General features: G+C 43.4%; 14 protein-coding genes. 9 read left to right on the top strand and 5 right to left on the bottom strand.

The genetic code is table 11. The features are described 5' to 3' along the window. Positions 1 to 17 precede the first annotated feature (17 nt). The 6 genes from dapF (at position 18) to N480_RS08695 (ending at position 5,601) form a co-directional block, all read left to right on the top strand. Positions 18 to 848, top strand: coding sequence for a diaminopimelate epimerase (gene dapF / locus N480_RS08720; protein ID WP_063372121.1), 831 nt, complete (start codon positions 18 to 20; stop codon positions 846 to 848). Next, a complete protein-coding gene (locus tag N480_RS08715; RefSeq protein WP_063372120.1) occupies positions 845 to 1,471 on the top strand; it encodes a DUF484 family protein in 627 nt (208 codons plus the stop codon). Before dapF ends, N480_RS08715 begins: the two co-directional genes overlap by 4 nt. Further along, on the top strand, positions 1,468 to 2,394 hold the full coding sequence (xerC, locus tag N480_RS08710) for a tyrosine recombinase XerC (protein WP_063372119.1): 927 nt from the start codon (positions 1,468 to 1,470) through the stop codon (positions 2,392 to 2,394). Before N480_RS08715 ends, xerC begins: the two co-directional genes overlap by 4 nt. A gap of 84 nt (positions 2,395 to 2,478) precedes the next feature. Continuing rightward, complete coding sequence (locus N480_RS08705; protein ID WP_063372118.1) at positions 2,479 to 3,180, top strand: HAD-IA family hydrolase; 702 nt, start codon at positions 2,479 to 2,481, stop codon at positions 3,178 to 3,180. A gap of 358 nt (positions 3,181 to 3,538) precedes the next feature. After that, positions 3,539 to 4,417, top strand: coding sequence for a dTDP-4-dehydrorhamnose reductase family protein (locus N480_RS08700; protein WP_063372117.1), 879 nt, complete (start codon positions 3,539 to 3,541; stop codon positions 4,415 to 4,417). Between the two features lie 29 nt (positions 4,418 to 4,446). Then, on the top strand, positions 4,447 to 5,601 hold the full coding sequence (locus N480_RS08695; RefSeq protein WP_063372116.1) for a retropepsin-like aspartic protease: 1,155 nt from the start codon (positions 4,447 to 4,449) through the stop codon (positions 5,599 to 5,601). 37 nt (positions 5,602 to 5,638) lie between these two features. On the opposite strand, the gene N480_RS08690 is transcribed toward N480_RS08695, so the two are convergent. The 3 genes from N480_RS08690 to N480_RS08680 form a co-directional block, all read right to left on the bottom strand. Beyond that, a complete protein-coding gene (locus N480_RS08690; protein ID WP_155732799.1) occupies positions 5,639 to 6,352 on the bottom strand; it encodes a hypothetical protein in 714 nt (237 codons plus the stop codon). 117 nt (positions 6,353 to 6,469) lie between these two features. Beyond that, complete coding sequence (locus N480_RS08685; RefSeq protein ID WP_063372114.1) at positions 6,470 to 7,309, bottom strand: glycosyltransferase; 840 nt, start codon at positions 7,307 to 7,309, stop codon at positions 6,470 to 6,472. A 151-nt stretch (positions 7,310 to 7,460) separates the two neighbouring features. Beyond that, positions 7,461 to 7,766, bottom strand: coding sequence for a DUF6482 family protein (locus N480_RS08680; RefSeq protein ID WP_063372113.1), 306 nt, complete (start codon positions 7,764 to 7,766; stop codon positions 7,461 to 7,463). A gap of 127 nt (positions 7,767 to 7,893) precedes the next feature. On the opposite strand from N480_RS08680, the gene N480_RS08675 reads away from it, so the two are divergent. Next, a complete protein-coding gene (locus N480_RS08675; RefSeq protein ID WP_231102241.1) occupies positions 7,894 to 8,616 on the top strand; it encodes a pseudouridine synthase in 723 nt (240 codons plus the stop codon). Here the strand turns inward: N480_RS08675 and N480_RS08670 are convergent. After that, a complete protein-coding gene (locus N480_RS08670; protein ID WP_063372112.1) occupies positions 8,605 to 8,988 on the bottom strand; it encodes an MAPEG family protein in 384 nt (127 codons plus the stop codon). The two genes, N480_RS08675 and N480_RS08670, sit on opposite strands and share 12 nt — an antisense overlap. Before the next feature lie 291 nt (positions 8,989 to 9,279). Here N480_RS08670 and N480_RS08665 point away from each other — a divergent pair, with 291 nt between their 5' ends. Together N480_RS08665 and N480_RS08660 are read left to right on the top strand one after the other, a co-directional pair. Beyond that, positions 9,280 to 10,152, top strand: coding sequence for a DMT family transporter (locus tag N480_RS08665; RefSeq protein WP_063372111.1), 873 nt, complete (start codon positions 9,280 to 9,282; stop codon positions 10,150 to 10,152). A 95-nt stretch (positions 10,153 to 10,247) separates the two neighbouring features. Further along, a complete protein-coding gene (locus N480_RS08660; protein ID WP_063372110.1) occupies positions 10,248 to 11,318 on the top strand; it encodes a sensor domain-containing diguanylate cyclase in 1,071 nt (356 codons plus the stop codon). A gap of 15 nt (positions 11,319 to 11,333) precedes the next feature. On the opposite strand, the gene N480_RS08655 is transcribed toward N480_RS08660, so the two are convergent. Continuing rightward, positions 11,334 to 13,643 (bottom strand): penicillin acylase family protein, encoded by a 2,310-nt coding sequence (locus N480_RS08655; RefSeq protein ID WP_063372109.1) that lies wholly within the window; start codon positions 13,641 to 13,643, stop codon positions 11,334 to 11,336. Positions 13,644 to 13,782: the final 139 nt, after the last annotated feature.

Here is a 13,782-nt window from a genome sequence, read left to right as displayed (position 1 = left end):
CTCAATAGTAAGGTAATATGTTTGTAAATTTTTCAAAGATGCACGGCTTAGGAAACGACTTTGTAGTGATAGATAATGTCACACAAAACGTCTTTTTATCTCGTGACCAGATCCGAAAACTGGCTGATAGGCACTTTGGTATTGGTTTCGATCAGTTACTGCTGGTTGAGCCTCCTTATTCTCCCGATTTGGATTTTCACTACCGTATTTTTAATAGTGATGGCACCGAAGTGGAGCAATGTGGCAATGGTGCACGCTGTTTCGCGCGTTTTGTACGTATGAAAGGCCTCACCAATAAACACAAAGTCAGTGTTTCAACCAAAGGTGGCGACATTACGCTTTATACTGAAAAAGACGGGCAGGTCACGGTGAACATGGGCATACCTCAGTTTGCGCCTCAGGACATTCCTTTTAAAGCGCAACAAAGTGAATTGACCTATATTTTGAGAGCCGGTGAGCACACCGTTTTTTGTGGCGCAGTTTCAATGGGTAACCCACATTGCGTGATTGAAGTTGAAGATATTGAGCATGCCGACGTCGACACGCTAGGGCCATTATTGGAAACTCATGAACGCTTTCCTAAACGCGCGAACGTTGGCTTTATGCAAATTATCAATCGTGAGCATATTAAGCTTAGAGTTTGGGAACGAGGGGTTAACGAGACCTTAGCCTGTGGCAGTGGTGCATGCGGTGCCGTTGCCGTGGGTATTAAACAAGGGAAATTGGCCGATACCGTGCGTGTAGACCTGCCAGGTGGGACTTTACAAGTCCGCTGGAACGGGGGCAATAAACCAGTAAAAATGACCGGCCCTGCTGAACATGTTTTTGATGGACAAGTCGCTATATGAGTAAGAAAGACCCTTTGATCACAGAGACAGAAGTCATGGCTTTTTTGCAAAAGAATCCAAACTTCTTAATTGAACACCCATACTTATTACTCGATCTTAATTTACATATCCAGCAGCATGGCGCACCAAACCTTGCGCTAATGCAACAGCGCCTATTACGTGAAGAGAATGCTAAGCTACAGGCTCAAATAGAGCGCATGATGGACTCAGCCAGAGAAAATGAGCTGATATTTAAACTCTTTAATGATTGCCAACGTGCGCTTTGGTACTGCCAGAGTTTTCAAGAGCTTGCTGATATTTTAGCGGATACTCTGACACAGTCACCAAAGATAAATGTATGCCAACTAATACAGTACGATACAACATTAGAAGGGATAGTAAATAGACGTTTAAGTAAACTACCTCGCTATCTTGGTCGGCTAGATAAGCAAGAACAAAAGCTGTTGTTCAGTGGTTTTGATTGTCGTTCTGTAGCGCTTTACCTACTCGGCCCAAGTGACAATCCAACGGCAATACTCGCTTTTGCAAGCGATTGCGCAGATCACTTCTCACCTGATAATGGCAACTTATTTGTCAATGAGTTGGTGTCGTCTTTACAACTGCGGTTAAAAGAATTGGCATGAATGAAGATGCTGCCAACACACTGGCAAAGCAATGGCAGCAACCCATTACGGAGTTCATGGCTTATTTGCACTATGAACGGCAGTATTCACCTCATACGGTGCGTCAATACCAAACCCAACTGCAATTAGCTGCCTACTTTTTCGCAGAACATTGCCATGATTGGTTTTCTGTCAGTAGTGAACAAATACGTCGCTTTTCCATGCACTTGCGCAGTAAGCAATACAACCCCAGAAGCATTAACCTCAAGCTCAGTTGCATTCGAAGCCTGTATAAATTTCTAAAAACCAAACATGCTGATAATCCTCAGCTTCACAACCCCGCTGCTGGTCAAAAAGGGCCAAAGTTTCAAAAGCCTTTACCTAAAAACCTCGATGTCGACCAGATGCTGCAATTACTCGAAATCGATGCCGATGATGCACTTGCTGTGCGCGATAAAGCCATGATGGAGCTCATGTATTCCAGCGGCTTGCGCGTGAGCGAGCTGGTTAACACAAACTTGCACGACATTCGCGAAGGTGAAATACGCGTACTCGGTAAAGGCAGTAAAGAACGGGTTATCCCTGTGGGGAAAAAAGCCCTTGAAGCCATTGAAACTTGGCTTAAGTTTCGACCTCTTTTTGCCCACGATGAAGAGCAGGCTTTGTTTGTTAGCAAACGAAAAACACGCATTTCTGTGCGACATGTTCGGGCACGCATGAAAGAATGGGGCATAAAGCAAGGTATCTCAGCCAATGTCCATCCACATAAGTTGCGTCACTCATTTGCCAGCCATTTGTTAGAGTCCAGTGGCGACCTTCGGGCTATTCAGGAAATGCTGGGCCACAGCAGCTTGTCTGCCACGCAAGTTTATACGCATGTCGACTTTCAACACTTGGCCAAGGTATATGATCAAGCGCACCCCCGCGCCAGACAAAAGAAATAATACACATTAGACACTTGCATTTTGCTCCGTAGCCGTGGTTTTCGCGTACAATAGAATGATACAGCACTGAGCACAAAGAGTACTATGCGATTTAATAGAGCTATTTCTCCCATCAAGGTTTTAAGCTTTGATTTAGATGACACACTTTACAATAACCACCCTATTATTCTTAATGCCATAGAGGCAATGCAAAGTTACTTGCAGTCAATCCCTGAGTGGGCCAATCAAGAGGGCGACTATTGGCTTAAGTGCAGACGGCACATTGGTGAAACGAAGCCGCATTTAAAAGATGATGTCACAAATTGGAGAAAGGTCGCACTTGAATATGGTATGTCACAACTAGCATTAACAAATGAAGAAATAGCAAGACATTCATCCAATGCTTATCAAGCATTCGCCAATGCACGTAGCAACATTACTGTGGCTCAATCCGTCTTATCCTTGTTACAAGCACTAGACAAAAAATATACGCTTATTGCGATTACCAATGGCAATGTGGAAGTTGAAAAATTTAATCTTGCAGGCGTCTTCACGCATGTGTACCTTGCAGGCCCTGACGGAAAAGCAAAGCCTGATACTGCCTTGTTTGAACGTGCATGTCATGACCTTAAGGTCAATCCATCAGAGATATTGCATATAGGGGATAGCTTGGATACCGATGTGCAAGGTGCTAATTTAGCTGGGTGCCACAGTGTATGGCTCAATAATCAGTCAGCTAGCTATGCGTACAAAGGGTTAGCAGACATTGAGATCCAAGATATTCATCAACTCGCCTTTTTAAAATAGGTTAAGTTAGCAACCGCGAATTGCACCACCAAACCCGCGGGCTATGCCCGCTTAAACTCTACAACTTCCTACACAAGCATTCGTGCGCCTGAAAAGAATACACGTCATTTAGAGTAAGCAATGATTTGCGTCTCAGTATATTAAACACCGTCGTTAATTTATGGCTGAACCGTTCATCATGTGTTTAGCACGTACTTTTATTGTTTCGTAAATATTATTTGTTCCTTTTGCTGGCACATCCTACAATCTAAATAACGAAGGTGTCCCCAATTAAATAAGTAAATTATCGATATTACTTTTTATAAGCTGCCTTCCAAGGTTAAGATGAAACAAAAGACGATGAGGTTACACTCTGTTTATGAAGAAGATAGCTGTTACTGGTGCTACAGGTTTACTGGGACGCACACTCATGCAAGTGCTCGCACATTCAAATACGGTCATTGGCACAGGTTTTAGCAGAGCAAAACCGCCTATTGAGCAACTCGATTTGAACCAAGAAACGGCTGTTGTCGACTTTTTAGATAAGCACCGACCCGATGTGTTAATTCATGCTGCCGCTGAGAGAAAACCAGATATCTGTGAGAACGACCATCAGGCCACGATTGCATTGAATGTGAAAGCAGCAGAGTTTCTAGCTAACCAATGTAAAGCGCGTAAAATTCACTTTATATTTGTCAGTACTGATTATGTTTTTGATGGAACATCAGCACCTTACCTTGAAGATGCGCGCCATTCTCCAGTCAACTTTTATGGTCAAAGTAAAGCCCAAGCGGAACAAGCTATTCTCAGCAACAGCGCACTTCATACCATTATTCGCGTGCCTGTATTGTATGGTGAAGTCGAATATCTCGCAGAATCTGCGGTCACGGTCATTGCTCAACAGATACTTGAACAGCCAAACAGTCAACATGATGATTGGGCAGTTCGATTCCCAACCCATGTTGAAGATATCGCTTTAACGTTACAAGCACTCTTACAGCAACCAGAGTCAAATCTTGGCGGGATTTTCCATATTTCCGATAACCAATCCATGACCAAATATGACATGGCCAAACATATTGCAAAGGTCGTAGGTAAGGACGCTTCGGAGCTCATTTCTGTCCCAGAACCAACGCAAAATGCAACGAGGCCCTATAATTGTGCCTTAAAAGATTCTCGGTTATCGGCACTCGATATTCAATTCACCCGCGAATTTGCAAATGCCATCAAGCAAGTATTAACGCCTCATCTCAAATAGTAAAATAGGTAATTAGGGAGCCCTTAACCATGCGTTCAATAATCAATCTGATTCTACTTTGCTCCCTATCATTGAACATCTACTTAGATTGGCAACGACCTAACTCATTGTTGCAAAAAGTATTGGGTGATGATGTAGCAACACCGTTAGTTACAAATGCTGTTGCTAGTTACACGGCAGAAAAAGTTGACCAACCGCCAACTCATCCAGCCCTTGCCCAAACTCAAAATAACGCTGCAGAACAAAGTTTTGCGAATGGCGACCTACTAGAAGCCCTTGCGCAGTGGCGAGCATCTCCCTCACAATCACCGTCAATCAGTACCGTTCATAACTGGATCAATAAGCTCAAAAACTCCCTAAGCAGCGCTACGTCTACGGCACTCGCTGAGTATCTTTTGTTTGTGCAAAACTATCTTGCCATCGTGCCTAATGACTTTCTCGCATTGCAATTTGAGGCAGAGATTTATGTGGCACAAGGGGAGCGAGTTGAAGCAATTTACCGTTTTATACGACTTTTTCAACAGTATCCAGAGCATGCGTACCTTAAAGAGATTATCACCGAACTCATTAGTATGGAGTTAAATGAATTACTCGAGCAAAGTAATTGGCATGAATTAATTGAAAAAGGTCAACTTTGGCTGAGTGAGCAGCCTGAAAACCTCGTTTTAATTGCACATATTGCCAAAGCTTACTTAGCACTCGATAATAATTTAGAAGCGGAGTTGTTACTGACCCAATTGAGCAAACAGCAGCAACAACACCAATTGATTGCTCCGCTCCTCGCAGAGCTTGATAGCAAGCATCAGCAAGTTGAAACTATCCCGCTAGTTCGACATGGCGAGCATTATATTTTGCAAGCCAAAATAGCCGGACAACAGATTGACTTAATGATAGACACAGGAGCGAGTACAACAGCGCTCACCTCGGCGCAATTTGACCTGCTGGCCTACGATGTCAACTTTTTAACTTCGCGACGGGTAAGTACAGCAAATGGGATTGTCGAGATACCATTTTATCAAAGTGCGGGGATCCAAATTGGGTCTAAACAGCAAACCCCTTTCGAATTCGGTGTCATGACATCTTCCACACAAGGACCAGGGTTACTCGGGATGAATTTTTTGCGCCATTTTAAGTTTGAAATTGACCAGCAAAATGCCCAACTCATTCTCAAGCCACGACAATAAAGAAGATAAATTCCAAGAGAGCCTACAAACGGTGGGATTACTTTGCCGAGGTTGAAAGTCTTCTATTCATAAAAGTTAATTCAAGCGGTGATTGATTCGCCTCACCTATTCCACCACCTGAGATATGCACAACTTCAAAATGCTCAGACATACGCTCAATAAATTGCGTGACCTTAGACATGCAATCAGGTACTGGTGATAGTTCGATTGTCACAACACTCAACATACTCTCAAGTTTAATAATGTCGTCAACCATATGATATTCATCACACGACATGCTGATATTTAGCATCGTCGCGTTATCTTCAATGGTCCCGTATACCGCAATGAGTGTTTCTAAACTAATATCCACTTCATTGGTATGATCACTGACACGGCGACGTAATAGTCGGTTACCACTGCGGTAAAAAGCATACAGCAGTACGCGGTTAAGAAGTGCTTTTACATGATGCTTGCTTTGCTTTATTCGACCAAATAGCGCACTTTGCAGAGACTTCACACCACTGCTCAGCGCACTACTGACAATAGAGGGTAAGCTCAATTGGTAGTCCACACCCACGACCTTACAGTCGGGGTTTAACTGCTGAAAAGCTTTATCAAACGCCCAGTTTTCATCAGCCCCTAAAGACAGCAATGTTTTCGTTTTAGCGATAGCACGTGCGGGGATCAGGTGACCACGCTCATGTTGCTCACCTACTCGCACGAGATCAGTACACTGATTTAATTCCAGTTGTAATTTATTGATCTCCACAACAAGTAACACCAATTTAACCTAAGTTAGTTTAAGTGTAACTTTAATATCTATGATTGTTTTAATAAAGTGTGAATTTAAGTCAAAAAGTTTTGTAAATATGTTTTGTGATCTCAACTATCTCGGCACAAAGAGCCTGCTCAAGAAACCAATCAACATATTGGGAAGAGGGTATTTTTGATACACTTTATTTAAAAACTGCTGCCAAGCAAGGTCTTTGAGCCGTCGAATTTCTTGCTCATCTATTAAACCTTGATACAAGTGAGCAAAGTCTTTTAAAAATTGCACGTCCCTTCGCCTGTTGTTCTTTGCGTAGCCTTTTCCTGCGTAGTGAATAAAGCCTTTGTGGCAATAGTCGTCTTTACCAAACATGTCCATACGATTGAAGTCAGAGCTGATTGGGTGATGCATTAATTGATTGCGAAACAGCTCATAATTGAACAATGTTTGCTCATAAAAGCGGATTTCATTGCATACTTGTTGCAAGCGAGGCAAGGTCGCAAAATCAAACAAACGACACCCTTTAGAAGCTAAAATCACACCGACATTGTAATAAATCGGTTTATTGTCAAAAGTTGGCCAATCAATTTCGCCCAGCACATCTTCTATTAACGATTTCTCATGGTAACGCTCGCATACCTCTCCTTCATTGAGCATATACACGGTATCCAAGTCATCATATTTTTCAAAAATATCCTCGGTATCGGGGTGCACTAAAATATCAGCGTCTAAATATAAAACACGGTCATACTCTGCTAATAACTGACCGATCCGCAATTTTTCGGCCCACGCTGGATTTGCGCCAAATTTGGGAGATTGAATATCAACTTTAAAAGTTAATGAGTCTGCAACAACTAAATCAGCCCCTACTTTCTTAGCATAATGGCGGAAACTATGGATAGCTGCTTGATACATAGGATTATCGCCAATCGCGAGTGTAAAAATTACTTTATTCAATCTACCCCCCCTTACTAATCGCACTTAAATAACTAAGAAAGTTATGCTCATTTTAGCCACAAAGTAGCCCTTTATTGACGGCTATCATCATAATTAGTTCAACAGAAAATGGGAAAAATAACGCAAGTGGCCCCAGCAATTCGAGCACATCCTAATAAAGTTTATTATCACCAAACGGGACTTCAAGCTGATTACTACCTTTACGCACCGGCTGACCAATCATTTCATCATAGGCACTTTGATGGCGAATGGTCATTTGATGATAGTCGATATGGCGCACTACTTTTTGCAACGCCAATGGGTTACGTGCTCGAATGGCATTCCCTTCATCATCCACAACAATATATTCAGCTTCGCCCACACACGCTATTAATTGATACAAAGCAACATCTAATGAGTTTGCTACAAATTTGGTGACCGGTTGCATGTCACCCAGCACTGCCAGTGTTATTTTCATAACCTTGCTCCAAAACAATGGTATACGTTCCCTCTCCAAATGCGGTTTAATCCAAACAATAGAAAGCAGTTAATCACCCGCACACATTTGATATACTCGCCGTATGTTTTGCTGAAGTTAGTAGTTTATGCCTGAAGAATCTAACCATACTCCCCCTATGCGCCTAGCAAAGTATTTAAGCCATTGTGGTGTATGCTCCAGACGCCAAGCATCTAGACTAATTGACCTAGGACAAGTGTTGGTAAATGGCAGGCCAGCCAACCATATAGATCATGTCAACGACCAAGATACTGTCATCGTCGGTGGCGAGCTCGTTACAGGGTTAGCCGAAAAGTTACTTTATCTTTACCATAAACCGGTGGGCATCGATTGCAAACTCAATGCACATGACCCGCACAGCTTAATCCACCACTTACCCAGTGGGCCCAGAGTGTACCCTATTGGTCGGCTTGACAAAGACAGCAGGGGATTACTCTTACTTACCAATGATGGTGAGCTTTGCAATGCACTGATCCACCCAGATCACCACCAAGAAAAAGAATATATCGTCATGGTAGATAGAGACATAGATCCACAGTTTTGCCAACAAATGGCGCAGGGAGTTCCCATTGATGGGCAACTCACACTGCCTTGCGTTGTTAAGCAACTCGCACCAAAGACCTTTTCCATAGTTTTAAAACAAGGACTAAATCGCCAAATAAGAAAGATGGCAAAACATTGTGGCCGACGCGTTGTCGATCTCAATCGAATACGTATAGCTAACCTTATACTTGACCCTAACACCCTCAGTGAAGGCGAAGTGTGTCAAATAAACCGAAGCCAGTTAACCCTCACACCCTTAAATACTTAAAGCTACCATTGCAATTGGGCAACCAATGCCGAATAGCCAAGTGAAAGAGCGAAAAGCATCGAGGTCATACCAATAGAAAACACAGTACAACACACGAGCAATAACGTGTGCTATCGCCAACCACTGAGTGGCAGCTGTAATTGTATTGGTACCGAGCACTACCGCTATCGCTACGGCGAAGACGGCCAAGGACTCAAAGCAATTATAGTGGGCAGCCACGGCGCGTGCGCCTTTTCCTGACAGCTGATGTTGCTGTGCTCTTGGCTGTTTATTGTTATAACCACCGAGCTTATGCATCTCAATGATCACCGGAATTTTTGCAAAATACGGCAGCAACATACTGATTAAAGCACAGCTAATTATCATATCCATTGCGATGTCCTTATGTTCAATTCAGCAACCATTCGAGCTTACAAGATGTGGTCAAAAAGTGACAAGGCCTAGTGAGGTAAGAACGAGAAATAAGTAAAGCCACATTGAAACAGCTTGTGGCCTTACGAGTAACATCACTTTAAGTATAAATACTCAACACAAAATCACACTGCGTCAGATTGTCGCACCCGCTAATATAGGCGAGATATATTATCAACATCACTATTTTTCATTCGAAAACCACTAATAATAATAGTAACTTAGTATAAATTATCAAATTTAGAGCCAATCATGGGATGGATTTTATTTACTTGCCTTGCCGCATTTAGCCAAGCTTGGCGAAATGCTTTACAAAGTAAATTGAGCAAGCATGCCAGTGTCGCCGCAGTTACATTAGCCCGCTTCATTTTTGCCCTACCGCTGGCAGGTATATACTTGTATCTACTTTATGTGATTCAACCTGCTCCCCAATTGCAACTGAGCAGTCACTTCTTAGGTTATGTTGTCTCTGCGAGTGTGATGCAAATAGTAGCCACAGCCCTCATGGTGATCTTGTTTAAACAAAAAAGCTTTGCCATTGGCGCGGGCCTAGCCAAAAGTGAGGCCATCGTAGCTGCCATCTTAGGCATGATCTTCTTTGGCTCTGCACTGACTTTTCTAGGTTGGGTAGGTGTCCTCGTTGGAGCAGTAGCCGTACTCATTCTGAGCGGTTTTAGTCTTCACAACTTCAATCTTAAGACCGCGGCTTTGGGACTCGCCTGCGGTACCTGCTTTGCCCTCACCTCTTTATGGGTTAGAGAAGCGAGCCTCGCTAGCAATTTGCCGTTTCCCCATAGTGCTGGCTGGGTGCTAGTTTGGGTTTTGAGTTGTCAAACAGTGATGCTCAGCCTGTACATTACCTTTAAGGAAGCACACTCTTGGTTGGTCATAAAACAAAAACTGCCATTAACACTGCTTGTTAGCCTTACAAGTTGTATCGGCTCTATTGGCTGGTTTAGCGCGATGAGCTTACAGCATGTTGCTTATGTCAAAACACTGGGGCAAATAGAAGTCTTTTTTACGATACTCATCTCTGCTCTGTGGTTAAAAGCTCCCCCCAAAAAGCGTGATACTTTTGGCCTTATTCTCATTGCTATCGCGGCATCCTTAGTGATGATGAGCTAACGGCAAAATTATGCGTTCAGCACAAAGGGATATTTTTCACTGGCGGATCCTTCACCTATACTGGAAATAAACTCGTCAAAATTGTTAGGATCTGCGTGGCAACCAGTCAGCATTACTTCAGTAAACCCGATGCGGTTGAGCAGGTTAAAAATAGACTCTTTAAACAGCTCGCCTATTACTGCTGTGCACTACATAGTTTCTTAATTTTCTTTTTTTGGTACTGTGATGTGCACTTTTTGGCACTGGTCAACATCGGTAGTGTTTTACTATGGATGCTCGGTACGTATTACTTACACCATCAAAAAAGTCATATTGCGCTGCGCCTTTTTTGTCTTGAAGTCACGTTACATTCAGTCTTAGTGTGTGCCACGTTGGGCATGGCATATGGGTTTCAATATTATCTGTGGACAATTGCAAGTCTAATCCTGCTTGATTATCGCCTCAAGTTAAAGCTCGCCTCTATGCTGGCATTAGGTCTTGTGATTACATTTGCCATTTTGTTTGAAATGTTTAATAACGTACCGAATACATTTGTATTCAGCCAATGGGCACCGTATATTCATTTTATCAACGTATTAATTTGTGGCCTTCCTTCCATTTATACCATTGGTCATATTCGTGAAATTACATTTTCTCATCGCTATCAATTGGCCACCCTTGCTGCGAAAGATCCCCTTACAAACCTATTTAATCGCCGTTACGCCAAAGAATTGATCAACAATGCACAAGAGGACTGTTTAGCCACCTCTCGCCAAATGTGTGTGATTATGGCCGACATTGATCACTTCAAAGCGGTTAATGATAAGTTTGGTCATGACGCGGGCGATGAAGTATTGATAGATGTTGCACTAAGGCTGTCTAGATACGCCCTCAATTCAGATATCGCTGTACGCTGGGGTGGGGAGGAGTTCTTACTTGTACTGATAAACTGTGATCTTGAACAAGCACAAGCTCGCGCTGAAAATATTCGCCGAGATATCGCAATGCATGACTTTTACGGAGAAACACTCAAAGTTACGATGAGTTTTGGTATCGCCCAGTGGCACCCTGCACTTCCATTTAGTGTGGCTGTGCAACTTGCCGATGATGCACTATATGCCAGCAAGGCTAAGGGTCGTAACTGTACAACAGCCACAGCCCCTAGCCAGACAACTAACCTAGGCTAATTCATTGCGATGACTTTACCGTTGCTCACCATTGCTTGGTAATAGCTCAATGGTGTGAACAATGTCTCCAGGCAGTAATGGCGTTAACTGGCCCGTTGCATAGGCTTCGAACCCACTTCGATAATAGGGCGAAAGTGGGTGGCCACTTTGTCCACCAGCGACTGTCATAACTGCTTTATGTAGGTGTCCAGGCTGAGCAATAAATCGTTGCGAAGCTCCAAAACTTCTACTTTGTACGGCTGGCATAAACGTATCCCCAAAACCTGGCATTATCGGCATATCTAAAAAACGACTCAGCATGGGCATTTGTTTACTAAATGGATGTTGAATCGTCAAAGCATTTACTTTACCCCACTGCCAGTCAATCATATTACTGCCAAACTTTTGCGTCAGATTTTGCTTGCTTTGGTTATGTGCATCTTCTAAAAGCGCCTGCCAAGACTCATAGCCGCTGCGCCAACTCGCTGGTTGCTTCTCGATTAACTGCCACAAAGCTGGCTCGAAATATCGAGTCAAATGGCGCAGTGTTTCTTCTTCCTGTTTAAGCCGATGCTCAAGCTTAGCGAATGCAATATCAATGACATGAGAGCGAAAATCTTTAACGAGTGTATACCCAATCGAATCACTGCACGCGCACCCCTGCCATGCTTTTAGGTGGTTCAAAACTTGTGCATGATCCTGTCCTTGTGCTTGCGCACGCTCTAATGTTTCTGATAGCAGTTTGTGCCATGGCATCAGAAACCTAGCTTCATTATCTAATTGAAGCGCATTAAAGTCGGCCTCTTCAAACTGGTTCTGCGCAAATAAGCGATCACGGATCTGCTGAGCTCGCGCGCCCAATGCATAACCACCATCACCAAAACGGCGATGATCTAGTGCTGACATAACTCGGGAATTGGCAGTCCATAACTTGCCATTTTTAGGGTTAATAACATGAGGACGATTCTGCTCATTTAATTGCCAAAGTTCAGCTTCTGCTCGCGCAGGTATAACGGCAAGGTCATTAGGAAAAACCCTAGAAGGCAATGCGCCAGTAGGTTGCCAAGCAGCACTCCCTTTACTATCAACAACCATTAAATTTTGTACAGGAATACCAACATTAGTCGCAATTGTTAACGCCTGTTCAACTGAACTAGCCGTCTCAAATTGCAGCAAATTCAGATTTACAGCATAAGGCTGGTGTGCTACCCACTGTAGTGCATAGTTTTTGCCATTGAATGACTTAATTGGCCCAAATTGGCTTACTTTCAGTGCATAGCTGTGTGATTTGCCGTTTGGCAAGCGAATGGTTTGAGGCGCTTCGCTAATTGGATCGCGCTCCGTCAACTCAACCCAGTCAGCAGTATCTAAGTATCCATTAGTAAAGCCCCAAGCAATGTGGTCATTGCTACCGACTACAATTGCAGGCACCCCAGGTAAGCTAACCCCCGTCACTTGCACACGTTCACCCGCTAAGGTGTCATAATTGAGCTGTACGCGATACCAAATAGACGGGACATCTAACCCCAAATGCATATCATCAGATACCATCGCCGCACCTGTCGCCGTCAGTTCCCCTGTCACTGCCCAATTATTGCTACCATAGAGTGGCTCAGGTTTAATACGGTGCGCAATAGCCTTGCCATCAACAACTAAATCGGGAATGTTAACGATAGCACGGTTTATTTGGCTGCCATCCAAGGCTGCCTGATAAGTACTCGGTTGTAGTATAAAATCAACCATGTCTTGGCCAAAAAGATCGGCGATGTGAATAAGCGTCTTATCTCTTTTAAATGTCGCTTCCTGCAAGTCCAAATACATACTAAATATCACAAGTAAAGAGTCTGCAGGTTGCCATGGTCTTGCATCTGCTCCAAGCAACAAGTATTCGAAGCTCGACATACCAGATTGCACCCGCCCCTCATTAACGCCCTTTGCATAATTTTCTAATAGCTTGCGCTCTCCTTCATCCATCGCAGCAATGATTTTCTCACTGCGCTGCCGAAATTGGTGAAACCGCATGGATTTATCAAGTGACAGTGCAGCCTCTCCAAACAGTTCACTCAGCTCACCTGCCGCATTTCGACGTAATAAATCCATCTGAAAGTAGCGGTCTTGACCATGTGCATACCCCATTGCATAGGCTGCATCATCACGACTCTTTGCATGAATAATAGCGTGCCCCAATTGATCGCGACTTAATTGCGTCGACGCATCCAATGCGTCACTGTAACCTCTGCCATCTAGAGCTGGTAAGCTCAGCGATAGTAAGCCATAGACAATTGCAGTCATTGCCAACCCAGCGAGAACACCAATAGAGAGCAGAATTTTCAACCATTTCAACATAGACTTTCCTTACATTTAGAGACGCCAATCATTATGTGCCATACCAAACCCAATAAGTTTGCCCTCGCATGTTTAGCAAGTTGCTCGAAGGCAATCAAGAGAATAATGTAATCACCGTATTCTGACATTATGCTAAAGC

The sequence above is a fragment of the Pseudoalteromonas luteoviolacea S2607 genome, assembly GCF_001625575.1.
Taxonomy (GTDB): Bacteria; Pseudomonadota; Gammaproteobacteria; order Enterobacterales; family Alteromonadaceae; genus Pseudoalteromonas; species Pseudoalteromonas luteoviolacea_E.
Note: the sequence above shows the minus strand (reverse complement) of the source record. Positions and strands in the feature narration are given on the sequence as shown.

Excerpts from the sequence above, each read along its gene's own strand:
- dapF (WP_063372121.1), top strand. The coding sequence starts at position 18 with ATGTTTGTAAATTTTTCAAAGATGCACGGCTTAGGAAACGACTTTGTA.
- N480_RS08715 (WP_063372120.1), top strand. The coding sequence starts at position 845 with ATGAGTAAGAAAGACCCTTTGATCACAGAGACAGAAGTCATGGCTTTT.
- xerC (WP_063372119.1), top strand. The coding sequence starts at position 1,468 with ATGAATGAAGATGCTGCCAACACACTGGCAAAGCAATGGCAGCAACCC.
- N480_RS08705 (WP_063372118.1), top strand. The coding sequence starts at position 2,479 with ATGCGATTTAATAGAGCTATTTCTCCCATCAAGGTTTTAAGCTTTGAT.
- N480_RS08700 (WP_063372117.1), top strand. The coding sequence starts at position 3,539 with ATGAAGAAGATAGCTGTTACTGGTGCTACAGGTTTACTGGGACGCACA.
- N480_RS08695 (WP_063372116.1), top strand. The coding sequence starts at position 4,447 with ATGCGTTCAATAATCAATCTGATTCTACTTTGCTCCCTATCATTGAAC.
- N480_RS08680 (WP_063372113.1), bottom strand. The coding sequence starts at position 7,766 with ATGAAAATAACACTGGCAGTGCTGGGTGACATGCAACCGGTCACCAAA.
- N480_RS08675 (WP_231102241.1), top strand. The coding sequence starts at position 7,894 with ATGCCTGAAGAATCTAACCATACTCCCCCTATGCGCCTAGCAAAGTAT.
- N480_RS08670 (WP_063372112.1), bottom strand. The coding sequence starts at position 8,988 with ATGGATATGATAATTAGCTGTGCTTTAATCAGTATGTTGCTGCCGTAT.
- N480_RS08665 (WP_063372111.1), top strand. The coding sequence starts at position 9,280 with ATGGGATGGATTTTATTTACTTGCCTTGCCGCATTTAGCCAAGCTTGG.
- N480_RS08655 (WP_063372109.1), bottom strand. The coding sequence starts at position 13,643 with ATGTTGAAATGGTTGAAAATTCTGCTCTCTATTGGTGTTCTCGCTGGG.